The 25028-nt window shown below is 65.3% G+C and carries 21 protein-coding genes; 5 read left to right on the top strand and 16 right to left on the bottom strand.

What is annotated here, in order from left to right; translation table 11 throughout:
- Positions 1-51: 51 nt before the first annotated feature.
- The 8 genes from EWV37_RS06405 to ftsY all read right to left on the bottom strand — a co-directional run bounded on the left by EWV37_RS06405 (position 52) and on the right by ftsY (position 8264).
- Positions 52-771: a response regulator transcription factor gene (locus EWV37_RS06405; protein WP_129700531.1), complete on the bottom strand. Its 720-nt coding sequence runs from the start codon at positions 769-771 to the stop codon at positions 52-54.
- Positions 768-2153 (bottom strand): sensor histidine kinase, encoded by a 1386-nt coding sequence (locus EWV37_RS06400; protein ID WP_129700529.1) that lies wholly within the window; start codon positions 2151-2153, stop codon positions 768-770. Before EWV37_RS06400 ends, EWV37_RS06405 begins: the two co-directional genes overlap by 4 nt.
- Positions 2153-3034 carry a hypothetical protein gene (locus tag EWV37_RS06395; RefSeq protein WP_095798273.1) on the bottom strand — a complete coding sequence of 294 codons (882 nt, stop codon included), beginning with the start codon at positions 3032-3034 and terminating at the stop codon, positions 2153-2155. The genes EWV37_RS06400 and EWV37_RS06395 overlap by 1 nt, the downstream gene beginning before the upstream one ends.
- Entirely contained in the window at positions 3031-3525 is a 495-nt protein-coding gene (locus EWV37_RS06390; protein WP_129700528.1) for an NUDIX domain-containing protein, read from the bottom strand. The genes EWV37_RS06395 and EWV37_RS06390 overlap by 4 nt, the downstream gene beginning before the upstream one ends.
- A 7-nt stretch (positions 3526-3532) precedes the next feature.
- Positions 3533-5116 (bottom strand): signal recognition particle protein, encoded by a 1584-nt coding sequence (gene ffh / locus EWV37_RS06385; RefSeq protein WP_129700526.1) that lies wholly within the window; start codon positions 5114-5116, stop codon positions 3533-3535.
- A gap of 155 nt (positions 5117-5271) precedes the next feature.
- A complete protein-coding gene (locus EWV37_RS06380) occupies positions 5272-5610 on the bottom strand; it encodes a P-II family nitrogen regulator (RefSeq protein WP_095798276.1) in 339 nt (112 codons plus the stop codon).
- On the bottom strand, positions 5607-6923 hold the full coding sequence (locus tag EWV37_RS06375) for an ammonium transporter (RefSeq protein WP_129700524.1): 1317 nt from the start codon (positions 6921-6923) through the stop codon (positions 5607-5609). The genes EWV37_RS06380 and EWV37_RS06375 overlap by 4 nt, the downstream gene beginning before the upstream one ends.
- Positions 6924-7196: 273 nt before the next feature.
- Positions 7197-8264 (bottom strand): signal recognition particle-docking protein FtsY, encoded by a 1068-nt coding sequence (gene ftsY / locus EWV37_RS06370; protein ID WP_129700674.1) that lies wholly within the window; start codon positions 8262-8264, stop codon positions 7197-7199.
- An 85-nt stretch (positions 8265-8349) separates the two neighbouring features.
- On the opposite strand from ftsY, the gene EWV37_RS06365 reads away from it, so the two are divergent.
- A complete protein-coding gene (locus tag EWV37_RS06365; protein ID WP_274543002.1) occupies positions 8350-9681 on the top strand; it encodes an MFS transporter in 1332 nt (443 codons plus the stop codon).
- A gap of 119 nt (positions 9682-9800) precedes the next feature.
- Here the strand turns inward: EWV37_RS06365 and smc are convergent, their stop codons facing one another.
- Positions 9801-13454 (bottom strand): chromosome segregation protein SMC, encoded by a 3654-nt coding sequence (smc, locus tag EWV37_RS06360; RefSeq protein WP_129700520.1) that lies wholly within the window; start codon positions 13452-13454, stop codon positions 9801-9803.
- Between the two features lie 279 nt (positions 13455-13733).
- Between smc and EWV37_RS06355 the strand changes: the two genes are divergently transcribed.
- The 3 genes from EWV37_RS06355 (at position 13734) to EWV37_RS06345 (ending at position 18868) form a co-directional block, all read left to right on the top strand.
- Positions 13734-14759: a 3-oxoacyl-ACP synthase III gene (locus EWV37_RS06355; RefSeq protein WP_095798280.1), complete on the top strand. Its 1026-nt coding sequence runs from the start codon at positions 13734-13736 to the stop codon at positions 14757-14759.
- A 75-nt stretch (positions 14760-14834) separates the two neighbouring features.
- Positions 14835-17528 carry an alpha/beta fold hydrolase gene (locus tag EWV37_RS06350; protein ID WP_095798281.1) on the top strand — a complete coding sequence of 898 codons (2694 nt, stop codon included), beginning with the start codon at positions 14835-14837 and terminating at the stop codon, positions 17526-17528.
- A 152-nt stretch (positions 17529-17680) separates the two neighbouring features.
- Positions 17681-18868, top strand: coding sequence for an NAD-dependent epimerase/dehydratase family protein (locus EWV37_RS06345; RefSeq protein WP_256382231.1), 1188 nt, complete (start codon positions 17681-17683; stop codon positions 18866-18868).
- Between the two features lie 70 nt (positions 18869-18938).
- Here the strand turns inward: EWV37_RS06345 and EWV37_RS06340 are convergent, their stop codons facing one another.
- From EWV37_RS06340 to coaD, 7 genes are all read right to left on the bottom strand, one after another.
- Positions 18939-20174: a type II toxin-antitoxin system HipA family toxin gene (locus EWV37_RS06340; RefSeq protein ID WP_129700518.1), complete on the bottom strand. Its 1236-nt coding sequence runs from the start codon at positions 20172-20174 to the stop codon at positions 18939-18941.
- Entirely contained in the window at positions 20171-20458 is a 288-nt protein-coding gene (locus tag EWV37_RS06335) for a helix-turn-helix domain-containing protein (protein ID WP_031273046.1), read from the bottom strand. The genes EWV37_RS06340 and EWV37_RS06335 overlap by 4 nt, the downstream gene beginning before the upstream one ends.
- Positions 20459-20549: 91 nt before the next feature.
- A complete protein-coding gene (gene mutM / locus EWV37_RS06330; protein WP_129700516.1) occupies positions 20550-21452 on the bottom strand; it encodes a bifunctional DNA-formamidopyrimidine glycosylase/DNA-(apurinic or apyrimidinic site) lyase in 903 nt (300 codons plus the stop codon).
- A gap of 4 nt (positions 21453-21456) precedes the next feature.
- On the bottom strand, positions 21457-22161 hold the full coding sequence (gene rnc / locus EWV37_RS06325; protein WP_095798283.1) for a ribonuclease III: 705 nt from the start codon (positions 22159-22161) through the stop codon (positions 21457-21459).
- Positions 22162-22163: 2 nt separating this feature from the next.
- Positions 22164-22367, bottom strand: coding sequence for a 50S ribosomal protein L32 (gene rpmF, locus EWV37_RS06320; RefSeq protein WP_031273047.1), 204 nt, complete (start codon positions 22365-22367; stop codon positions 22164-22166).
- A 2-nt stretch (positions 22368-22369) separates the two neighbouring features.
- Positions 22370-22963, bottom strand: a complete 594-nt coding sequence (locus EWV37_RS06315) for a YceD family protein (protein WP_129700514.1) — start codon at positions 22961-22963, stop codon at positions 22370-22372.
- 153 nt (positions 22964-23116) lie between these two features.
- The gene (coaD, locus tag EWV37_RS06310; protein ID WP_095798285.1) at positions 23117-23599 is read right to left on the bottom strand and encodes a pantetheine-phosphate adenylyltransferase; all 483 of its coding nucleotides are present in this window, start codon (positions 23597-23599) and stop codon (positions 23117-23119) included.
- Positions 23600-23744: 145 nt separating this feature from the next.
- Between coaD and EWV37_RS06305 the strand changes: the two genes are divergently transcribed.
- Positions 23745-24989, top strand: a complete 1245-nt coding sequence (locus EWV37_RS06305) for an aminotransferase class I/II-fold pyridoxal phosphate-dependent enzyme (RefSeq protein WP_095798286.1) — start codon at positions 23745-23747, stop codon at positions 24987-24989.
- Positions 24990-25028: the final 39 nt, after the last annotated feature.

Genomic DNA, 25028 nt, shown 5'->3' with positions numbered 1-25028 from the left:
TGGGGGCCAGTCGACTCGTGGCAGACGTGGCGCAGTGGGACCAGTGACGGGTCAGGACACCATGCCTGATCGATAGGCGAAAACCACCGCTTGCACGCGGTCCCGGGCACCCACCTTGGCCAGCACATTGGAGATGTGGGTCTTGACCGTGGCCTGTCCCACGACCAACGTGTCGCAGATCTCCCCGTTGGACAGCCCCTCCGCCGCGAGGGTGAGTACCTCTCGCTCGCGAGCCGTGAGCGAGTCGATGATGCGCTGTTGCTCTCCTGTTCGCTCGGGAGTTCCGGTTGACGACGCCGCTGTCAGTCCGCCCGCGGGCCCGGCCGGTTCCGCGCGTGGTCCCCGAACGGCGTCGTGCTGGGCGAGTTGCTGGACCACTCGCAGGGTGGCCTCGGGCGCGAGGAGTGCGTGGCCATCGACCACCGCGAGGACCGCCGCGACAAGGTCCTCCGGCGAGGCGTTCTTGAGCAGGAAACCGCTGGCCCCGGCGCGCAACGCGTCGAAGAGGTAGTCGTCGCGGTCGAAGGTCGTGAGGATGATGACCTTGGTGTCCGTGGCTTCAGTGATCAAGCGCGTGGCTTCAATGCCGTCCATCACGGGCATCTGGACGTCCATGAGCACCACGTCCACCGGTTCGGCGAGCACTTGGGCCACGGCGTCCTTGCCGTTGGCGACCTGCCCGACCACCTCAACGTTCTCTTCGACGGTGAGCATGAGCGCGAAACCGGATCGCACCAGCTCGTGATCGTCGGCCAACAGAACTTGGATCACGGGGTGACCTCCTGGGTAGCGCGGGTGAGGGGACGGGGAATGCGCACGCGAACGCGCCAGCCCGGGCCGGGCGTGCGTGGGCCGATCTCGGTAACGCCGTTGTACAGCCGCGCACGCTCGGTGATGCCTTTGAGTCCGAACCCCGAACCCTCCGTGCCCGGCTTGGACTGCCCGTGATCGGTGACTTCCAGTTCAACCCAAGCTTCGGTTCGAGGTTCCTCGGCATCGACCGTTGTGGATCCGGTGCGGACCACGGCCGTTGCTTCACGGGCTGTGGAGTGTCGCGTGACGTTGGCCAGGGCCTCCTGCAGGCACCGGTAAACGGTCAGCTGAAGAGAGCCGGGCAGCTGGGTGAGATCGTCGGGTTGTTCCAGTGAAGTGTTGAACGTGACCGCCAGTCCATGTTTGGCGTGGGAAGCCACCAGATCGTCCAGCTCACTCAATCCCGGTTCGGGTGTGCGGGACTGGGAGGGCAGCACGCTGCCGTCCTCGGCGCGCAACACGCCTAACAACTCACGCATTTCCGTCACAGCTTGCCTGCTGGAGGCTTCCACGGTCGTCAGCGCGGCCGCCGCGGCCTCCGGGTTCTTGGTCATCACGGTGCGAGCAGCACCGGCCTGGATTCCGATCGCGGAGACGTGATGAGCGACCACGTCGTGGAGTTCGCGCGCAATGCGCAACCGCTCCTCGACCACCGCACGATTGGCCAGCTGCTCGGACTGCTGGGCGATCCGCCAGGCCTGCTCGCGGAGCCTGCGGCGGTCCAGTGCACGACGCCACGAGGCCCTGCCCATGATGACGGCGCCGCCGAAGTAGACGACGTTCATGATCACGGAGTACCCCATGATGCCCACTGCGGGTGAGAACGGACCGGAAGTCTCCTCGATGTCGTCCAGAAGTTCAGCGTAGGAGTTCGTGATCGTCCAGTCGATCATGAGCCATCCCACGGTGAAGACCGCGATCGCCACCACCATGAGGGTCACGAGCTGCCGGGAACGGGCCCAAGCGACCATCGAGTACAGGCTCGCGAAAGACGCGATCTGGAAGAACAACTGAATGTTGACGTGGGGCGCAACGTAATAGGCCCACACGAACACGGCCGTGGCCGCCAAGACCCCGGCCACCGGGTAGCGGCGCCGGAAGGCCAGCGGCACAGCGATCAGGACCGACACGAGATAGCCCAGCCACCAGGGCTGGTCTGAGGAGAACGACGTGTAGCTTTCGATCAGCGCCAAGGAAAGCACGGAGGCGGCGGCCACCGCCGCCGCCAACCACACGTCCCGGACGAGTTCGTGGGATGTGGGACGCGGCCGCTGCCAATCCGGTTCGTCCGGATCCGACAGCGCCGCAACCCACCCGCGGGCCCAGGGGAACCGAGCCACTAGGATTTCTTACGCGCCCGCACCGCCGCCCACAGTGCGGCCTGCCCCGCGGCGTCGGCCAGCAGCACCGCGGATGCCGTTCCGAGAACCCGCGAACCTCGACCACCACGACGGGCGAGGGCGGCCAACGTGGAGCCCGCGACCAGTTCGGCACCGCCCACTGCCAACAGGATCTCGGGGTGGCGGAAGTACGCACGCTGAACCCGAGAGACCACATCATTGCCGGAGGGCTCGGTGGTCATGGCATCCACCAAGGACAACCCGAGGGACTTGGGCTCGTAATGGTGGGCGTCGTCCATGTCTTCCACGGAACGTTCGGATTCCACCAGCTTCGCGGCCACCACCGGCACGCCCAGCAGCTGCAGAACCGATTCCAACAGCAAGCCCGAGCTGGGCGTGGCTGCGTAGTTTTCCAGACGAGCGGTTGCTGCGGCGTCCAGGGAGCAGATCGAGGCGATGGCCTCCACGGCGACCTTGGTGTCCCGTTCGACGTCCGTGCTCACCTGCGGTTGCGACGCAGAATCGCCCTCGCCGCCCAGGATGTCGGCGATGTCACTGTGCTCGGCTTCCCAGCGCAGCGTCGCAATGCGTCCCATCTCGATCTGATGGTTGAGCTCTGCCTCTTCGTCACGGTCAGGATCCGTACGCGAGTACACGGTGAGGCTGCGCTCGGCACCGTCTGAGGAGATCGCAATGCACATCTCGCCCGGGTGGACGGCTGCGATGAATGCGGGATCGGTGTTCTCGTCCGGCAGCACCACTGCCCACCCGTTGCGGGTGACCGCGGTGAAACTCGCGTCCAGGAGGTTGGCCAGGAACGGCAATTCGGGCGCGTCAGCGTGCACCAGGACCGCCACCCGATTGAGTTGTTGGTCTGTCATGAACGCTTTCCTCCGTCAATTACGTGTTCGACCACGGTGCCCTGCTCCAGGGCCTCCAGTGCGTCGCGGATTCGCTGTGCCATGCCGGCCGAGAGCACGGTCTCCAGATCCTGCGGAGCAACCCAGCGGTAGGACAGCAGTTCTTCCTCCTGGACCGTGATCTGCGAGTCGGAGGGAATCTGACCGCCGTCGTAGAGGAATGCGACCGAGTCCCCCCACATGCCCATGTTGAGTCCGTGCATGATCAACAGCATGCGACCCTCGGGCAGGTGCAGCCCTACTTCCTCGACCACTTCGCGGAAGCACGCGCTGCGGGGGTCCTCCCCCGCCTCTACCGTGCCGCCGGGCAGGGTCCACTCGGACTTGTAGTTGGGTTCCACCGTGAGCACGCGACCGTTCTCGTCACGAATGACGGCCGACGCCGCTAGCCGTCGCATGGGGAGCGTGCCGATGAACTCTCGCAGTTCTTGGTCTGAAAGGTATGAACCCACTACCGACTCACTTTCTGAGGAATTTTTCAAAGCCCTTGGGAAGGTTCAAGGACTCCAGATCCGGCTGATCCTGCTGTGCCCCAAAGGCACTGCCCTTGGCCGCGGGCTTCTGACCGCTGGCAATCGCGGCATTCTCCTGAGCGCGCTTGGCGGGGTTACCCGAACGCGAGCCCTTGGCCCCCTTCTTCTTGGCCTTGCTCTTCTTACCCGCGCCGCCTCCGGCGCCGCCACCCATACCGGGGATACCCCCGGGCATACCGGGAACTCCCTTGCCCTGGGCCAGGCGCTTCATCATCTTCTGTGCCTGGGCGAAACGCTCCATGAGCTGGTTGACCTCGGACACGGACACGCCGGAACCGCGGGCGATACGGGCGCGGCGTGAGCCGTTGATGATCTTGGGTGCCACACGCTCGTGCGGGGTCATGGACCGCACGATGGCTTCTACACGGTCGATCTCGCGCTCGTCGAAGTTCTCGAGCTGCTCACGCATACCGGCTGCGCCGGGCATCATGGACAGCATCTTCTTCATCGAGCCCATCTTGCGCAGCTGCTGCATTTGCGCGAGGAAGTCCTCGAAGGTGAAGTCCTCCTGATCGGTGAACTTCTTGGCCATGCGCTCGGCCTCGGTCTTGTCCCACTGCTTCTCTGCCTGCTCGATCAGCGTGAGGACGTCACCCATGTCCAGGATGCGCGAGGCCATGCGGTCCGGGTGGAACTGCTCGAAGTCGCGCACGCCCTCGCCCGTGGAGGCGAACATGATGGGCTTGCCCGTGACCGAGCGAACGGAGAGTGCGGCACCGCCGCGGGCGTCGCCGTCGAGCTTGGAGAGCACCACGCCGGTGAAGTCCACGCCGTCGTCGAAGGCCTTGGCGGTGTTGACAGCGTCCTGGCCGACCATGGCGTCGATGACGAAAAGGACTTCGTCCGGGTTCACGGCGTTGCGGATGTCTCGGGCCTGGCGCATGAGGGCTTCATCGATGCCCAGGCGGCCGGCGGTGTCAACGATGACCACGTCGTAGAGCTTGGCGCGCGCGTGCGCCACGCCGTCGCGGGCAACCGCCACGGGATCACCGGTGGGGTCGTCGAATTCCGAGGTGGCACCGGGCTCGGGGGCGAACACCGGAACGCCCGCGCGCTGACCGACCACCTGGAGCTGGGTCACGGCGTTGGGGCGCTGAAGGTCAGAGGCCACGAGAACGGGCTTGTGCCCCTGGTCCGTGAGCCACTTACCGAGCTTGCCCGCCAAGGTGGTCTTACCGGCACCCTGCAGACCGGCCAGCATGATCACGGTGGGACCGGATTTGGCCAGGTTGATGCGACGGGTTTCGCCACCCAGAACGTTCTGAAGTTCCTCGTTGACGATCTTGACCACTTGCTGGCCGGGGTTCAGCGCCTCGGAGACCTCGGAACCCAGAGCGCGTTCCTTGATGATGGCCGTGAATTCCCGGACCACGGGAACGGCGACGTCCGCTTCGAGAAGGGCGCGCCGGATTTCCCGAACGGTGGCGTCCACATCCGCTTCGGACAACCTACCCTTGCCGCGCAGGTTCTTGAAGGTCGCTGTAAGCCGGTCGGACAGTGAGTTGAACACGGGGCAGTCGCTGCTTTCGTCGGTCAACGGATGGGGTCAGTGTCCCAGGTTATCAAGCCGAGCCCGGTCCCCGGAACGAGGCGAACGCACCGCGGGGCTCCTTGCTTGCCCCGCGGTGCGTTCGCTCTTCTTCGGTTGTCGACGCCGCCGCGCCGCTAGAGCGCGGACTCCCCACGTTCGCCGGTGCGCACGCGCACCATCTCGTCCACCGAGGTGACCCACACCTTGCCGTCACCGGCGGATCCGGAGTGGGCGGAAGAGACGATCACGTTGACCACGTCCGCGGCGATGTCGTCCGCCACGAGTGTTTCGATGCGCACCTTCTCCAACAGGTCCACGGTGTACTCGGCTCCGCGGTAGACCTCGGTGTGGCCGCGCTGCCTGCCGTAGCCGTGCACGGTCAGCACTGTCATTCCTTGGATTCCGAAGGCCTCCAGTGCGTCCTTGACGTCGCTGAACTTGTCGGGCCGTACAACGGCGGTGATGAGTTTCACAGGGAAGATCCTTCCTTGGCGTGGACGGGGGCCTCAGCGGTACCCGGGAGGGGGCGCGCCGGGGAGGTTCCGGCGAAGTAGCCGGTCGCTTCGTCCTTGAGGGAGTACGCGGATTCCGCGTGCTGGGTGACGTCGATGCCGTCCACTTCGTCCTGGCTGGAGATACGCAGACCCATCGTGACCTTGATGAGCATTCCGATGATCAGCGTGAGCACACCCGTGTAGAGCACAGCGAACACGGTGGAGGTCACTTGGGCACCCATGAGCGCCCAGCCGCCACCGTAGAACAGTCCGGCCTCGCCCTCGGACGGAATCGCCAGGAAACCGAGCGCCACGGTACCGACGATGCCCGAGACCAGGTGTACGCCGATCACGTCCAGTGAGTCGTCCAAGCCGATCTTGTACTTCATGCCGACCGCGAGCGCGGACAGCACACCGGCCACCGCGGCCAGGGCGATCGCACCCAGTGGTGAGACGTTGGCGCACGCGGGCGTGATGGCCACCAGACCGGCCACCACGCCGGAGGCTGCGCCCAGGGAGGTCGCGTGACCATCGCGAATCTTCTCGGTCAGCAACCAGGTCAGCATGGCGGCAGCAGGTGCGACCAGGGTGTTGGTCCAGATCAACGCCGCTTGTTCAGCGGTTGCAGCCGCACCCACGTTGAAGCCGAACCACCCGAACCACAGGATCGCCGCGCCCAGCATCACCAGGGGCAGATTGTGGGGTCGCTGGCCGGAGTCCTGGCCGAAGCCCTTGCGGGCCCCGATGAGCAGGATCAGCACGAGTGCTGCCACGCCGGCGTTGATGTGCACCACCAAGCCACCCGCGAAGTCGATGGGTTCGCCGAACATCTCCGCCAGGGCGCCGCCCTCGGACCACAGGCCACCGCCCCACACCATGAAGGACAGGGGGAAGTACACCGCGGTGATCCACACCAGGGTGAACACGACCCAGCTGCCGAACTTGGTGCGGTCGGCAATCGCACCGGAGATCAGCGCCACGGTGATGATCGCGAAGGTGATGCCGAAGGCACTGCCCAGCAGGTCTTCGGATCCGACCAGGCCGTTCAGGCCGAAGCTGGCGGTGGGATCAGCCACCAGTCCGCCCAGGATCGCGTCTCCGGAAGACATGGACGCTCCCCACAACACCCACACCACGGCCACGATCGCAATGGAGATGAAGCTCATCATCATCATGTTCAGCACACCCTTGGCCCGGGTCATGCCTCCGTAGAAAAGCGCGAGCCCCGGTGTCATGAAGAACACCAGCCCCGCCGCCACAAAAGTCCACACGTGTCCCGCCGTTAATTCCACGCGAGCTCACCTCGTCTCAATCTCAAAGTTCCGTACAACGGTTGTCCGTTGGTAATGAGTAAAGAGCGCGCGTGTTTCGGTTGTGGTTCAGGGTTGGTTTCGCACGTGTTTCATTTGTCCACGGTTCGTGACAACCGTGTTACAGATCACGGTTCAAACTCCCGCGGTTACGCGGCGCCGCCCGAACGAACATCCGCGTGACAAGCGCGGGCACGAAAAGGCGCCCACCCCGAAACGGGGCGGGCGCCGAGAACTACCGCAGCGGCGTCGTCCTCAGTCGAGCAGCGCGTCCACGAACTGCTCGGCATCGAAGGGAGCGAGATCATCGGGACCCTCGCCCAAGCCGATGAGCTTGACCGGCACGCCCAGCGCACGCTGAATGGCGACCACGATGCCGCCCTTGGCGGTGCCGTCGAGCTTGGTCAACACGATGCCGGTGATGTTCACGGCCTCGGCGAAGACCTTGGCCTGGGTCATCCCGTTCTGACCGGTGGTCGCGTCGATCACGAGCAGGACCTCGTCCACCTCGGCGGCCTTGGTCACCACACGCTTGATCTTGCCCAGCTGGTCCATCAGACCGGCCTTGTTCTGCAGGCGACCGGCGGTGTCGATGAGCACCACGTCCGATTCCTGATCGACACCGGCCTGCACCGCGTCGAAGGCGACCGACGCCGGGTCCGCGCCTTCCTGTTCGGAACGCACCGTGGCAACGCCCACCCGGGCGCCCCAGGTCTCGAGCTGATCGGCAGCCGCTGCGCGGAACGTATCCGCTGCACCTAACAGCACGTCTTTGTCCTCGGCCACCAGAACGCGAGCGAGCTTGCCCACAGTGGTGGTCTTGCCCACCCCGTTGACTCCCACGACCAGAACCACCGCGGGCTTGCCCGGGGCGCCCACCGAGTTGATGGAGCGGTCCATGGTGGGATCCACGAGCTTGAGCAGCTCTTCGCGCAGCATGGCCTTGACGTGTGCAGGGTCCTGAGTGCCTTCGATGCGCACGCGCTTCTGCAGGTTCTCGACCAGTTCGAGGGATGCATCCGTACCGAGGTCCGCCATCAGCAGCGTGTCCTCGATCTCGTCCCACACGTCCTGGTCGATGCGCTCACGGGTCAGCAGAGCCAATAGCCCCTTGCCCAGCACGTTGTTCGACTTGGACAGGCGACCGCGCAACCGGGCGAGACGCCCCATGGCCGATTCGGGCCGTTCCAGCGTGGTGGTGGGGCGCTCCTCGACGAGCACGTCGCCTTCGCCCGGTGGGACGTCATCCACGTCCCTGGTTTGTTGGTAGCCGCCCTTGGGTGCCTTGGGCTTGCGGAGCAGCATGGTGCCGAAGATCACCATGAGCGCCACCGCTACGACGGCTATAACGAGTATCCAAATCCATTGAGTCGTGGTCACTCTTCTAATGTTCCATAAACTGTTCGACGTGTCCCGCCCATACGAAGATCCGACGCCCACCGATCCCTCCGATCTGCCCGCCACCGGACCACAACCCACGGTCCCCCCGGCCGACTCCACGGGCGGTGGCTCGGACCGCACCAAAGAGAAGGTTCCGTCACAGATCAAGGTGTTGATCGCGGCGGCGTTCGTGATCGCCATCGGATACGGAATCGTGGCTCCGGTGCTGCCGCAGTTCGCCTCGAGCTTCGGCGTGGGTGTTGCCGCTGCCTCTGCCGTGGTGAGTGCTTTCGCGCTGTGCCGGTTGCTGTTCGCTCCGGCCAGTGGCGCGGTCGTGAACAAACTGGGTGAGCGGCCCACCTATTTGATCGGCCTGTTGGTCGTGGCTGTGTCCTCTGCGGCCACGGCGTTCGCCGAGACCTATTGGCAGCTGTTGCTGTTCCGCGGCTTGGGCGGTATCGGTTCCACCATGTTCACCGTCTCGGCCATGGGCTTGATCGTTCGATTGGCGCCGCCCAGGATGCGCGGGCGGATCTCTGGTTACTACGCCACCGCGTTCCTGCTGGGTGGCATTCTGGGACCGGTCGTGGGCGGCCTGTTGGCCGGATTCGGAATGCAGGCCCCCTTCATCGTGTACGCCGTGGCGCTGTTGATTGCCTCCGCCGTGGTGTATTTCCGGCTCAAGGACGAAACCTTGGCGGCCCGCAAGGCCAAGAATCCGCAGCCTCCCATGAAATTCCGCGAGGCCTTCGAGGTCGGTGCCTACCGTTCCGCCCTGGTTTCCAGTTTCGCGACAGGCTGGACCGCCTACGGCGTGCGCGTTGCGCTGATCCCGCTGTTGGCCGTGCAGTTGGTGGGCGAGGGTCCGCAGGTCGCCGGTCTGGCGCTGGCCGTGTTCGCGGCCGGCAACGCACTGGCTCTGACTTTCACCGGGCGACTCACCGACAAGCTGGGCCGCAAACCGCTCATCCTCACCGGTTTGGTCGTGTGTGCCCTGGCGACCATCGGTGTGGGACTGGTGTCTTCCGTGCCCCTGTTCGTGATCCTGTCCCTGATCTCCGGGATGGGGTCCGGCACCCTCAACCCCGGTCAGCAGGCCGCGGTGGCGGACGTGATCGGTCCGGAGTGCGCCGGCGGCAAGGTGCTCTCGCGCTACCAGATGAGCGCGGACGCCGGTCAGATCCTGGGCCCCATCCTGGCCGGAGCGTTGGCAGACGCCGCCGGGTTCGGGTGGGCTTTCGGTGTCTCTGGTGGCCTCATGCTGCTGGCCGCGCTCGCGTGGTTGCCCGCCAAAGAGACCCTGCCCCCGGAAGAGAATCCCGAGAACAAAAACCCGGGCAGCCAGGACCAGCGAGCCTGATCCGGGACAGCGGGAGTCGGTTCCGCCCAGGTCTGGTGACTCCAGGTCGGTCCAGTGCAGGTGGGTGAGCCTAGTTCGGGTAACAAGGTCCAGTCCACCGCGTTTCAGTTCACCGCGGGTCAGCGCAGTTCCGCGAGCTTCTGCCCCACGACCAGACTGACGCCGTCCCCTCGCATCGACACTCCGTAGAGGGCGTCCGCGATCTCCATGGTGCGCTTCTGGTGCGTCACGATGATCAGCTGCGAGCTCTCCTGCAGCTGCTGGAAGATGGTCAGCAGGCGGCCAAGGTTGCGGTCGTCCAGGGCGGCCTCGACCTCGTCCATCACGTAGAACGGTGAGGGCCGGGCCTTGAAAATGGCCACGAGCAACGCCAGTGCGGTCAGCGAGCGCTCGCCACCGGACAGCAGGGACAACCGCTTGATCTTCTTGCCCGCCGGTCGTGCCTCCACGTCCACGCCGGTGGTGAGCATGTCGTCCGGGTCCGTGAGTCGCAGCCGTCCCTCGCCTCCGGGGAACAGGGTCGCGAAGACCTGTACGAATTGCTCGGCGGTGTCCTGGTAGGCCTCGGTGAACACGCGTTCCACGTGTTCGTCGACTTGCCGAATGATGTTGCGCAGATCCGCGCGGGAGTTCTTGACGTCCTCGAGCTGCTCGACCAGGAAGCTGTGGCGTTCTTCCAGCGCGGCGAATTCTTCGAGCGCCAGCGGGTTGACCTTGCCCAGTGCCTTGAGCTGTTTCTCCGCGCGGCGTAGCCGGGTCTCTTGCTCCTCGCGACGGAACGGTGCGCCCGGGTCCGTCATGGTCGGCATGCGATCCACGTTTTGGACCTCGTCACGTTCCTCCGCGTCCTGGGCGGCTTCCAACACGTCATCGGCGTCCGGCACGGGCAGGTGCGGGCCGTAACGGTCCACCAGGTAGTCGAGCGTCATACCGAGTTCCTCGAGGGAGGACTTCTCTAGCGCTTCCAGCTTGGCCTGCCGCTGGGCCAGGTCGAGCTCTTCCCGGTGCAGTTGTTCGGTCACGGTGTTGAGCTGTTTGGCCAGCTCGTCCCGTTCCGCACGCAGCCGTCCGGCGGCCTCGTCCAGTCCGGCTCGTTCCACGTCCGCCGCGTCCCTGATCCGGGCAGCTTCGGTCACGGACTCGTCGGCGCGCAGCCGCAGGTAGTCCGAAGCCTGCACCACGGCCTGCGCAATGGTGGCCTGTACGCGGCGCCGTTCGGCGCGCCGCGCGGCCTCGGCCTGGGCTACCCGCTCTGCCTGAGCGGCGCGTGCCTGGGACTGTGCCCGGGACTGGACCGATCGGTGTTGTTCTTCCAACCCGCGCAGGGCCAGTCGGGCTTGGGTCTCGGTTTCGCGCGCCTCACGGGCCGCGCGCTCGGCACGATCCTTCGCCGACGCCGCTTCCAACTGATCTCGCTCGAGGGTTTCCTCATCGCCGCTCTCCACGGCCTCGGCGCGGGCCACCGCGTCCTGAAGTTGCGCCTCGCGCTCACCCAGCCGCTGCTCCGCGGTTGCCACGGCCTCACGACGGCGCTGCAGTTCCGCATCCGCGGACGCCAAGACAGCTTCAGCACGGCTCAACGCATTCGCGGCCTCCGAGGCGGCCTTCTGCTGATCACGTGCCACGCCACCGGCCTCGCGAGCCTTCGTGGTTGCCTCTACCCGCAGGGCTTCGGCATACTTCGCCGCGGCCGAGACGGTGTCCAGTTCACGTGACCAGCGCGCGGATTCCGTGCGGGCCTTGTCGATCTGCGCGTGAATCTCCAGACTGCCGGCTGCCTCCGCGGCACCGCCCTGGGCCCGATGAGCGCCGAAGACGTCACCGTTGGTGGTGACCGCTCGAATGCCGGTGGTCCCCGCCTCCGAGGCCGCGTCCAACACGGCGACGGCCGCGGCGGCGTCGGGAACCAGGATCGTGGTGGCGAGCAATCCGCGCACCGCGGTGAGAATGGCTTGCGCCGCAGAATCGCTCGAGGTGTCAGGCGATCCGGAGAGCACCTCGACCGCCCGCACCGCCCCGTCAGGCAGGTTCAATGCGGTCGGCTCCCCAGCGCCGTCGGCCCCGGAGGCGACCAGGACATTGACGCGACCGAGGTCCTCGGAGCGCAGGGAGGAAAAGATGTCCGCAGCACGGGTGTGGGAACGGACCGCGAGCGCCTCGGACCACGGCCCCAACGCGGCGCCCACCGCACGTTCCCAGCCTTCGGCCACGCGCACCGCGTCCGAGACCGCACCCAGCACGGAATCTCCGTGGCTCGCCGAGACGGCCTGCGAACCGTCGGGTTGCGGCATCGACTGCTGCAGGGTGTCCAAGCGAACGGTCACGGAATGGTGTTCGCGCAGCACGCGCTGGCGTTCGGCCTCGGCCTGGCGAGCCGCTGTTTCCGCCTGATCGGCGTTCTCGCGGGCCTGTTCCGCGAGTTCCGCACTGCGCGCGGCGGCCGCGCGGAGTGTTTCGGCTCGTTCGTGGAGTTGGGCGTGCTCGCCGCGAGCGCCTTCGGAGCGGGTAATGACATCGTTGATTTCAACGCGCAGCCGCTCGATGTCGGCTTCCGCGGAGGACAAACCGGACCGCGCCGATGACACTGCGGCGGCCAACTTGGCTTGCCCAGCGCGGCGGTCTGCGGCCTCGCGCACAAGTTGAGCGGTGCGCTGCTCGGCGGCCCGTGCAACCTCCTCGGCCTCCTGCCGGGCGGTCTCCACCGACGCCAGGTGCTCCCGGGATTCGACAACGCGTTCTTCGAGCCCGGCGGCTTCAGCCCGGCTGCGCTCGGCCTGTTCCTCCAGCCGATTCGCGTCCTTGCCCGTGTCCTGTTCCGGTTCGGCGGACCCCAGGAGCCGACGCCGCTCCCCCGCCAGCGAGGACAGCGCACGGAACTGATCACGCACGGTACTGAGTTCATACCAGCTCGAGCGGGCGGCATTGAGGACTGGAGCCGTGCGGGCGGCCTGGGCCTCGGTCTCCTGCAAGCGTGCCGCAATCTGGTCCACCAGTTGTTCCAGGCGTTGCTTTTCGGTTCGCGTCCTCTCGCTGGAAGCACTGTCGGTCTGTAGCGCGGCGCGAGCCTGCACCACGTCATCGGCGAGCAAACGGGATTTGGCGTCGCGCACGTCGTACTGGATGCGCTGGGCCTTGCGCGCGGTGCGTGCCTGCCGTCCGAGGGGCGTCAACTGCCGCTGGATCTCCCCCACCAGGTCCTCCAGGCGGTCCAAATTGGACTGCAGGGAATCGAGTTTGCGGAGCGTCTTCTCCTTGCGGCGGCGGTGTTTCAGAATGCCCGAGGCCTCTTCGATGAAGCCTCGGCGGTCCTCGGGAGTGGCCTGCAGGATCCGGTCCAGCTGACCCTGCCCCACGATCACATGCATCTCGCGGCCCAGACCCGAGTCGGAGAGTAGTTCCTGGATGTCCAGCAGGCGGCACGAGCGGCCGTTGATTGCGTATTCGGAACCGCCCGTCCTGAAGAGCGTGCGAGAAATGGTGACTTCGCTGTATTCGATCGGCAGGGCGCCGTCGGCGTTGTCGATGGTCAGCGATACGTGTGCGCGCCCGAGTGCGGAACGACCCGAGGTCCCGGCGAAGATGACGTCTTCCATCTTGCCGCCGCGCAGTGACTTGGCTCCCTGCTCGCCCATGACCCACGAGAGTGCGTCCACCACGTTGGATTTGCCGGAGCCGTTGGGGCCCACCACCGCGGTCACACCGGGCTCGAAATTAAAGGTGGTTGCCGAAGCGAAAGACTTGAAACCGCGCACGGTGAGGGTCTTCAAGTGCACGTTTACGGCTCCTAGCGTGAGATGTTCACCACCGCGCGGCCCTCGTCCGGGGGTGAGCGGGCCCGCGCAACCACACCACTGTACCCGTGCGGGCCTGCGGTTCTGGGACTCGTCAATAGTCAGCCTGCAGAGAAACGGCCGAGAACCGCTGGCTGCAAGGTTCAACCTGGTCGATAGACTAAGTCGGTCCAGCCCGCCTGCTCGCTCGAGCGCCCACGGCGATGAATCACCTTTCGGTTCGTCACGGCGCAGGGAGAGCCCTGTCTCGAAAGCGCCACGTTGATCGGAAACTCAACCATTAGAAACCGCAATGCAGCCGTGCTGTCCATTACCAAGGTGGAAGCAGACGAGGTGGTCCCCTCAACGCGGTTCGATGATGAGCTCGCCGATACGTTCAAGCGCCTGCGCTTGCCGCGCGGACTCCTCGAACGCCTGGCTGGAATTCAAGAACGTCGCATGTGGGCCCCGGGCCGCCACTTCTCGGACGGCGCCACCGAAGCCGGGCAGGCAGCGCTGGAACAGTCCGGTATCAAGCCCGAACAGATCGGGTTGTTCATCAACTCGTCCGTGACCCGGGACAATTTTGAACCCGCCGTGGCCGTGGGCATTCACCATCGGCTCGGCATGCCCAGCTCCGCTTTGAACTTCGACATCACCAACGCGTGCCTGGGCTTCATCAATGCGCTGACCGTGGCCTCGTCGATGATCGACTCCGGAGCCATCGAGTACGCCTTGATCGTCAATGGTGAGGATCCCTCCCCCTGGCACCGCGCAGCCATCGAGCGTTTGAAGAAGCCCGGCATCACCCGCGAGCAGGTCGTGGAGGAATTTGCCACCCTGACACTGGGCTCCGGTGCTGCCGCTGCCGTGGTGGGGCCGGCCGACAAGCACCCGGACGCCCACCGCATCGTGGGCTCCGTGACGCGCGCCGGAACCCAGTTCCACGAACTGTGCATCGGCGGTGACGAGGGTATGTTCACCAACGCCACCGGGCTGCTCAACCACGGTGTGGGCCTCGTGGTCGCGGCCATGCAGGAAGCCGAACGGGACGGCTGGGACTGGCTCAACATGGACAGCTACGTGACCCACCAGGTGTCCAATTCGCACACCAACAAGCTCATTGCGGACATGGGACTCGACCCCGATCGTGTGCCGTTGACGTTCCCTTACTGGGGCAACGTTGCGGCGGCCGCTCTGCCCATGACCCTGGCTCTCGAAGCCGAGAAATTGCAGCGCGGTGACCGTGTGCTGTGTTTGGGTGTGGGGTCCGGTCTGAACACGACCCTGATGGAATTGGCCTGGTAAACGCCTGAGAGAAAGTGGAGTTCAACCGTGAGCAAGAAAACCTCTCGATCGATCCAGACCGGCCCTCGTTTGCCAATGAGTGACGTGTCCCTTCCGGGTGTCGATCCGGCATGGTCCACCACCGTCACGGTTGCTTCCACCGCGGCCGTGGAACCCGTGCCCGGTCGCAAGCGCCGCTGGCACCTGTTGGATAACGGTCCCGTCCTGGAGAAGGCCGCAAAGTCACCGCGCGGCATCATCCTGGCGGTGCACGGTAATCCCACGTGGTCCTACCTGTGGCGCAGCGTGCTTGAAGCCGCGACCGATTCCGACCAGCCGTGGCGCGTAATTGCCGTGGACCAGTTGGACATGGGTTTCTCCGAACGCACCGGGTTGTTCCGCCGTTTGGAGGACCGGGTCCAGGACCTGAGCGACCTCACCGCCGAACTCGGCGTTGATTCCGCGGACGTCCCCGTGGTCACCCTGGCTCACGACTGGGGCGGATTGATTTCCCAGGGGTGGGCGCAGGAACATCCGGGCATCCACGCGGCCACCATCCTGACCAACACCGCGGTTCACCACGACAACTCGGAGCCCATCCCCACCGCCCTGCAGGTGGCCCTCAACTCCGCGTTGCATGAACCGCTCACCAAGCAGACCACCGCCTTCCTGGACACCACGCTCGCCTTGGCCGAACCCGCTCCGAGCAGCGACGTCAAGAAGGCTTTCAAAGCTCCGTACCGTTCCCGCGAGCGCCGCCAGGCCATTGCCAATTTCGTGGCGGATATCCCCGCACCGGAGGATCACCCCTCACACGCGGCCTACGAGCGCATTGCCGGTCGCATGAGTGCGCGCGAGGTTCCCACGCTGCTTTTGTGGGGCACCAATGACCCGGTATTCCAGCAGCGCTACCTGGACGACCTGTTGCGTCGAGCTCCCCACGCGGACGTGCACCGATTCGAGGGTGCCAAGCACCTGGTCGGTGAATCCCGCGACATCGCAACGCCCATCATCACGTGGCTCAACGAGCACTTCGGCGATGGTCTCCCGATCACCCAGCAGCACCGCGAAAAGCGCGCGAATGCGTCCGACAACTTCTCCCCGTTCTTCGCCGAGCTCGAGGCCCGGCGCAGCGACGATTCCCCAGCCGTGGTGGACATGGGACCCGTTGCGGGAACCGTGGACGGCACCGCTCCCGAGCTGAACGTGGAACGCACGGTGTCCTGGGCGCAATTGAGCTCCGCGGTCGACCGCTTGGGTGCCGCCCTGTTGCGCACCGGTGTGCGCCCCGGTGATCGTGTGAACCTCATGGTTCCCCCGGGTTCGCTGCTGACCACCCTGATCTACTCGTGTCTGCGCATCGGTGCCGTCATCGTGGTCGCGGACCAGGGGCTTGGACGCAAGGGTCTGACCCGCGCGCTCAAGGGTTCCTCCCCGGACTGGTTCATCGGTATCCGCAAGGCCCTGGTCGGAGCCAAGGCCCTCGGCTGGCCCGGACGCAAGATCTCCGCCGCGAACCTGGACCCCGTGACCAAGAAGGCACTAGGAGTCGAGCACACCATTCCGGAACTCTTGGACTCTGTCACCACCGTGAACACCGGCGAACTGCCGCTCGTGGATCCCGATGCAGAGGCCGCCGTGCTGTTCACTTCCGGTTCCACCGGTCCCGCCAAGGGTGTGGTGTACACCCACCGTCAGATGGCGGGCATGCGCGACGCCATTCGCGTGACCTACGGGCTGCGGGCCGGGACCGGTCTAGTGGCTGGATTCGCTCCGTTCGCGTTGCTGGGCCCCGCACTGGGAGCCGCTTCGGTCACCCCGGACATGGACGTGACCCAGCCCAAGACGCTCACGGCACGCGCACTGGCCGAAGCCGTCATGGCCATCGACGCCACCGCGATCTTCGCTTCACCGGCGGCCATCTCCAACGTGCTGGCCACGGCGGATGAACTCGCGCCGGCGCAGCGCGATGCGCTGTCCCGCGTGAACTTGATGCTCTCGGCCGGCGCCCCGATTCCGGAGGCACTGTTGGAGCGCCTCCAGACATTGCTCCCCGCCGCCGAGTTGCACACGCCGTACGGTATGACCGAGGCCCTGCCGCTCACCGATGTCAGCCTGGATGTCATCCGAGCCGCACGGGAGGACGCCCAAATGAGCCTCCCCGGTGCCGGTAACGGTGTGTGCGTGGGTACTCCCGTGCACGGTGCTCAGTTGGGCGTCCTACCGCTCAACGCGGCCGGTGATGTGACCGAAGAGATCACCACGGAACCGGGTGTGACCGGTGAGATCGTGGCCCGGGCTCCCCACGCCAAGGATCACTACGACCGGCTGTGGATCACCGAGCGAGTCTCGGACCAGACACCCGGCTGGCACCGCACCGGGGACGTCGGACATTTCGACGCCAAAGAACGTTTGTGGGTCGAGGGCCGTCTGGCACACGTGATCAACACCTCCCGCGGACCGGTCACCCCGGTGGCCGCCGAACACGCGGCCGAATCGGTTCCGGGTGTGGGCCGCACGGCACTGGTCGGAGTGGGCCCGCAGGGTTCGCAGACCACCGTGGCCGTGATCGAAACCGACCCCGCACCCCAGAAACCAGGTCTTGCCCCGGCTGACCTCGCGGATCGGGTGCGATCCACAGTGGAATTCGCCACCGGAATCCGCCCGAGCGCGGTTATGGTGATTCCCGAACACCCCACCGATATCCGACACAATTCCAAGATTGATCGGGCCGCGTTGAGCCAGTGGGCTGAGCGCGTACTTTCCGGCGGAAAGATGAGCGCACTGTGAGCAAATCCCCAGACATCACCCCCGACCCCGTATCCCGCACCGGCCGCCACCGCGCGGACACCCCCGCGGACGTCACGGGCGACCGCGAGACCAAGGCGACGACAGCGACGTCGTCGGGCCCGGGATCGACGAACACGTCCCGCCGCGACGAGATCGGCTCCACCGCGACCGAAGGCGAACTGACCGGCAAGGGCCGCACCGTTCTGGTGACCGGTGCTTCCGGCATGCTGGGCGGCGAGGTTGCTCGCACCCTGCTCGAAAAGGGCTGGCGCGTGCGCGTGTTCCAGCGCGGACACGCCGCCGTGGCCAATCGCGAGGGCGTGGACGAGGTACTTGGCTCCGTGACCGACCCTGACGCCGTGGCCAAGGCCCTCGAAGGCGTGGACGACGTGGTGCACCTGGCCGCCAAGGTCTCGTTCGCCGGTGACTGGGAAGACTTCGTGCACGTGAACATCACGGGCACCCGCGTGCTGCTGACCGTCGCGCAGGAACTCGGCGTGCAGAACGTCGTGTTCGTCTCCTCGCCGTCCGTGGCGCACGCCGGCACCTCGATCGAGGGTGTGGGCGCGGAGCCCGCCAACCCTCGCACCGCCCGCGGCAACTATGCCCGATCCAAGGCGGCCGCCGAGCTGCTCGCCCTTGAAACCGATGGCCGCGGCCTGCGCGTCGCAGCCATTCGCCCGCACATCGTGTGGGGACCGGGTGACACCCAGCTCGTGGAGCGGATCGTGGACCGTGCAGCCGCTGGTCGACTGCCCAACTTGGATCACGGTGCGGCCATGATCGACACGACCTACATCGACAACGCTTCCGAGGCGATTGCTCGTTGCCTGGAGCGCATCGACTTCACCCACGGCAAGGCCATTGTGGTGACCAACGGTGAGCCCCGCCCCGTGGGTGAGCTGGTCGCGCGCATGTGCGCCGCCGCCGGAGTGGATGCCCCCACGCGCTCCGTTCCCGGCAAGGTCGCCCGTGTCGCGGGCAAGGTCATCGAGAAGGTCTGGCCCCACATTCCGGCCAAGCTGCGCGGACACGATTCCGAGCCGCCCATGACCGAATTCCTGGCCGAGCAGATGTCTACCGCGCACTGGTTCGATCAGAAGGAGACTCACGAGCTGCTCAATTGGAAGCCGTCCGTGAGCCTGGACGACGGCATGCAGCGTCTGTCCCAGCATTACAAGGACCACCCGCGCCCGGAACGCAACACCGGCTCGGTGGCGGCGGAACGGGTCCTGGAGGTTGCCGACGATCAGCGCGTCAGGGCCGAGCGCGCCGCGGACGCCGCCGGCAGCGGTCGCAGCGATACGATGAACGATTTGCAAAACGTTCGTTCGGAATAGACCGGGGCTGGTTGAGCGGCCCCAGGGCCAGCGTCAGGCGGGACCCCCGGATCCAGCCCTGTAGTCAGGCTCAGCGCATCGCCGCAGACACCGCGGCGATGCGCGAGTCGATAGACTCTTCCATTGTTCCGATTTCCTGCTCGCGAATGTCATGCCTACGTGCAACATCGCGCCAGTCGGTCATCACCAACAACATACTTCTAATCCGCTCCCGGGCCTGGTGAACGCGTATGCCACACTCTTCGGCCAGCGGTAGCAATGCATCGGCTTCATCGGTGAGCGCCTCGGCCCCCATGATCGACGTTGCGCGTGGCCGCCACGGGTCAGGGTTAGGGTTCACGTCGAAGGCGGGGCTGAGCGTCCAAGACCCGTGATCGGCAAGAAAACCGTGGTTGCGGAGATGATCGTCCGTGTTGCCCAGAACAACCGATGCAACGACGCGGTCGAAGAGCTCTCGGTGGTCACTCTTCGGGGAGAGTGAAAGATCTCGGATGGCCTCGGCGATCTCTGCGTAATCGCGATGATCGCCGTCATTGGCACCAAGTGCCGTCATGGCACTGATGTACCCAATCCTGTGCCCATGGTCAGTGCGGTCGAACCGTCGCAGAATAAGCACGTTTCGATCCCCCACCGCAGTCAGACGCCGAGCGGGCGTTCGAATTCCGACGGCTTCCAACAAATCGAGCGCTGTCATTTCCCAGGCCATCATATCCCACCGGTCACTTGAGTGAGGAAATTTGGCAATAGCCAGCGCACCGTCTTCGAGACGCACGGATGCCTTGGGCCGTGCGCCTCCCAAGCCGGTTGTACCGGTCTCGAGCAGTTGCTTCACCGCCGCACTGGGATCGTCCTCCGATGAGAGCCGGTCAGAGGCACTCAGCAGCTCTGGGAGGGCGATCAGTTGAGGAACGCGCGACGGCTCACCGACAAATGATCCGTCGCCGTCAATCCGGTACCGCAGGGCACCCTGGCGGGTGTCGTCGCTGACCCCCAGGAGGAAGTCCAAATCGTCCAGCCTGCGCAGCGATCGGTGCTCCCTGCGGGCACGAACGCGCTCCGCCTTCTCGATGAGATTCCTACCCCAGCGATCGGGTGCGCTATCGGCAAAGGCCCGCACGAGACCGACCTGATGTTGGGCCCCAGAGACAAGGGGCAGCGCGGGGTCGATACTGGTCCCGCCATGGACCAAATACGTCGGATCATAGAGGAACGTTGTGGAAATCTGACTGCGGTGTCGAGTGAAGTGCGCCTGCCCCACCAGGATCGGGTCCCCGTCTCGGTCCATAAAAACCTCGACGGTGGTCATCGTGCACGCTTCTTCGATAGGTTGCCGGCGCGCAGACGACCAATGTCACTGCCGAGCGGGTCGATGGCATTGACGACCTGATCGAGAACACCGAGGGCGCGCAGCACCTGTGCAACATTGCCGAATCCCACACCGGGGTCTCCGGCCTCGATCTTCCGCAGGGTGTCCCGTGTTATTCCGGCGCGCTCGGCGACCTGCTGCGCGGTAAGACCGAGCACCATGCGCCAGCCACGCACATGCTGTCCGAACTCGGTCAACTCGCGTTCGATCCGATATCCGTTCATGGTGGCCACCCCTTCGCTATGGCGAGCCTAACAGGCTTATCTGAACGTTATGGCGAGCACTATCGTCACACTTTTTTCATACCACCTTCAACTATTGTTGACGCTGGCACTCCGGGCAGAAGTAACTCGACCTGTTCATGAACTTGACCCGCTCGATGGGCGCGCCACACCTGTCGCACGGTTCCCCCGCCCGCCCGTAGGCATTCAGTGAGCGAGCGAAGTACCCGGACTCACCGTTCACGTTGACGTAGAGAGAATCAAAACTCGTCCCGCCCGCGTCCAGGGCGCGACGCATCACGTCCTTGCACGCCTGGACCAGCCGCTCGGTTGTGGCAGCGCTAATAGTCTCCGTGCGGGTAGCCCAGTGCACCTGAGCCGCCCACAGGGTTTCGTCCGCGTAGATATTGCCGATCCCGGAGATCAGTCCCTGGTCCAGCAGGGCGCGCTTGATACCGGTCTTCTTGCGCCGCAGAGAAGCGTGGAAGACAGCTGGATCGAAGGCGGGGTCCAAGGGGTCCAGCGCGATGTGGGCAGCATGTTCGGGCACTGGGTCCCCGCCCTGTGGGCTGGGCACCAGCGGGTCGAGGAGCATGCCGCCGAAGATACGCTGATCCACGAAGCGTAGCTGCTCCGGCAGAGATTCCCCCGTCTCGTCGGACACAGCCGAAGACAGTTCGAAGCGCAACCGCTCGTGGCGGGGTGCGGGCTGGCCGCTGGAGGCCACCAAGAGCTGACCGCTCATCCCCAGATGCACGAGCAGCGCTCGGGACGCTTCGGTTTCGTCAGAAGTTCTAACTGGCAGCCACAGGAATTTTCCGCGGCGCTGGGCGTCCGTGACGGTCAGACCGGTCACCCGGTCCATGAAGTCCTGGGGCCCGGCCACATGACGGCGCAGGGAGCGCTCATCGTTGACGGTGACGTGTTCGATGGTGCGGCCGACCACCCAGTTGGCCACGCCGCGTCGTACTACTTCGACCTCGGGAAGTTCGGGCACGTTCTTAGGCCTTGCGTCCGTAACGGTCGTAGATGGCCTGGCAAGCCGCAGCAGCGGCCGAGCGTTCGGAGGCCTTCTTAGAGGTACCTTCGCCGTGGCCCATGACCTTGCCGTTCAGGGACACCGACGCCTCGAAGTGGCGCGCGTGATCGGGACCGGTGCCAGCGACGTCGTAGCGGACGGGGCCCAGCCCGTGGTGGGCGGCGAGCTCGCTGATCTCGGTCTTCCAGTCACGGCCCTCATGGAGCACGTGGGAGTCTTCGAGTAGCGGAATGATGAGGCGGAGCACCAAGTTCCGGGCTGGTTTGTCACCGGCGGACTCGTAAGTGGCACCGATCAGGGCTTCCATGGTGTCCGCGAGGATCGAGGGCTTTTCGCTGCCCCGAGTTCGGATCTCCCCCTTGCCCAGGCGAATGTGCGGACCGAGGTCCAGGGACCGTGCAATGTCCGCGAGAGTGCGTGAGGAAACCACGGAGGCACGGAGTTTGGCCAGTTGGCTCTCACTCCAGTCGCCGTAGCGGTGAAAGATTTCGTCCGTCACAGCCAGCTGAAGGACCGCGTCCCCCAGGAACTCGAGACGTTCGTTGTGCTTCTCGCCCTCGTGTTCGTACGCGTAGGAGCGATGTGTCAGCGCAATGCGAAGCGTCTCGGTGTCGATATCGACACCGAGACGCTCAAGCAATGCACCGGGATCCGGCATGGTAGTCACGCTTACGCGTCAGCTACCTTGCGTCCCTTGTATTCGTAGAACAAGGGGGTACCGGCGGAATCGGAAACGACCTTAGCCTGGTGCGGCAGGCTGTAGCTCACCTTGCCGTTTTCGACAGTCTTCACCAGTTTGGGGGCGTTAGCCTTCCACTGGGAGCGGCGCATCCGGGTATTCGCACGGGAAAGTTTCCGCTTGGGAACAGCCACGGCTATCTCTCTTCTCTCGTCTCGGTTGTCTGGTCCGAAGTGTCAGAACCCTGGTCAGTGCTGCTCAACAGCCCTCCCAGAGCGGACCAACGTGGGTCAAGCACTTCGTGGTGGTGATCCGGGTCTTTCTCGAGTCGCGCACCGCACTGGGCACACAGACCCGGGCAGTCAGCCCGGCACACCGGTTGGAACGGCAGCTGAATGATCACTGCGTCCCGAAGCATGGGTTCGAGATCGATTTCCTCGTCCCGCACTTCATACACTTGCTCGTCCTCGATGTCCTCGTCACCTTCGGGAGAGGCATCGAACACGAAAAGTTCTTGTACGTCGACCGGTAAATCATAGTCAATCGGATCGAGACATCTGCTGCACTCACCGTGAATACTGACTATGACGGTTCCGGATACCAGAATACCGTCGTGCACGGATTCGAGTCGAAGCTGCAGATCCATGGGCGCGCCTTCTGGCGAACCTATGACCTCCGTGCCAAAGTCCTTTGGCGCGGGAACCTCAATCTCCAGGTTTCGCATGGTCCCCGGACGGTGTTCGAGATCCCGGACGCTGTGCGTAAGGGCTGAACTATTGCGGTTATTCACGAAACTCCTGGCTGACGACATGGGCCGACAGATCATGGTAGCACGCACCCAAGGTGACGGGCCACGCGGGGCCCGCCGAGCGACGTCGTCGCCAAGTTGGGCGGTGACTGACGAAGCTCGGTGCGAGCCGATGAATGGTGGGGCGGAACGCGGCTATGACGCTCGGTCGCGTTCCTTGATGGCGTCCAATACCTGGGGCGAGACGAACCCGCTGACGTCCCCGTCCAGGCCGTGGACTTCCATCACGAGCGTAGAGGATAAATGCAACAGCGACGGCTCCCCCGGGATGAACACGGTCTCCACGCCGGTGAGGGTGCGATTCATGGTGGCCATGGGCAGTTCGTAGTCGTAGTCCGCACCGTTGCGCAGCCCCTTGACCAGCGCCACGGCCTTACGGCTCGCTGCATAATCTGCGATCAAACCGGATTCCAGCGGCTCCACGACCACCGACGGTTCATCCGCGAAGACCTCGCGCACGAGCCGCAGTCGCGTTTGCTCGTCGAACCGGTGCTTCTTGTTGGGGTTCGTGGACACCGCCACGATCACCTCGTCGAAGAGCCGACAAGCGCGGCGGATCACGGCCACGTGGCCCAGGTGGATCGGGTCGAAGGAGCCGGGGCAGATTGCGCGTCGCATTCCTCCACCCTAACCGCCGGAAGCACACCGACGGCGCTCGCGCACCAACCAGCCCCGCCGCAGCCCCACCGCCCGGCCATCGTGCCGCACAGCAATCGTGACGGCGCAGCTCGGCCAGGCGAGGTGCCTTCCCTAGACTGAGTCCATGACAGCGCACACCTCTGGTTCCCAGTCCCCCACCACCGGCTCGGCCGAAACACCCTGGCAGCGCATGGCCGCCGGCGGCGGACTCCTGGATGCGTCCGGACAGCTGCGTTCCACGGTCTTCGAGGAAATGACGGCGCTGGCCCAACGCACCGGTGCCGTGAACCTTGGCCAGGGCTTCCCGGATTTCCCCGCACCCGAACGCATGGTCGACGCCGCCTCCGAGGCGCTGGCCGCCGGCCACAACCAGTACGCGCCCATCAAGGGCATCCCGGCGCTCCGTACCGCCATTGCCGAGCACCAGCGTCACTTCTATGCCCAGGAGCTGGACACCGAGTCCCAGATCATCGTCAGTGCCGGTGCCACCGAGGGACTAACGGCCAGCCTGTTGTCCTTCCTGGAGCCCGGAGACGAGGTGGTCGTGTTCGAACCCCACTACGACCTCTACGGCGCGGTGGTCCGTTTCGCCGGCGCCACGGCGGTCCCGGTTCCGCTGCTGCCGCCCGCGTTCACACCCGATCCCGACGACGTTCGCGCCGCCTTCTCGCCCCGCACCCGCGCCGTGATCCTCAACGATCCGCACAACCCCACGGGCACCGTGGCGTCGCGCGAGTTCCTCACGCAGCTGGTCGAGTTGGCCACCGAGTTCGACGCCGTGATCGTCACCGACGAGGTCTACGAACACTTGCGCTTCAACGGGCAACACATCCCGATCGCCACCCTGCCCGGTGCCTTCGAGCGCACCCTGACCGTGTCATCGGCGGGCAAGACGTTCTCCGCCACGGGTTGGCGCGTGGGCTGGGTCAGCGGTCCGGAGCACCTGATCCGCGGCGTGACCGCGGTGAAGTCCTACATGTCCCACAGCGCCGCCGCTCCCCTGCAGCACGCCGTTGCGGAGGCCGTCGGCTTCCCGCCCGAGTTCTACGAGCACCTGCTGGACAATTACCGCGCGCGCCGCGACGTCCTGATCAACGGCCTGCGCGAGGCCGGGCTGAACCCGCCGGAACCGCAGGGCACGTTCTTCGCCGTGACCGACGTGAGCGATCTTTACCCCCTGGCGGGCGTGAGTAACGCCCGTGAGTTGGGCGAGCACTGGGCCGAGAACGCCGGCGTGGTCGGGATTCCCGTCTCCGCGTTCGTGGGTGAAGCCAACCGGGATCTCTACACGGACTGGCTTCGTTTGGCTTTCTGCAAGCGCACCGACGTGCTGCGCAAGGCGATGGCCGATCTCACGTTGTCGCTCTGAGGTCCAGAACCATGTAGCCCTGAGGAAGCTCGGAAACGA

Source organism: Kocuria carniphila, from assembly GCF_004136555.1.
GTDB classification, from domain to species: domain Bacteria; phylum Actinomycetota; class Actinomycetes; order Actinomycetales; family Micrococcaceae; genus Kocuria; species Kocuria carniphila.
This window is presented reverse-complemented; position numbering and strand designations above follow the sequence as displayed.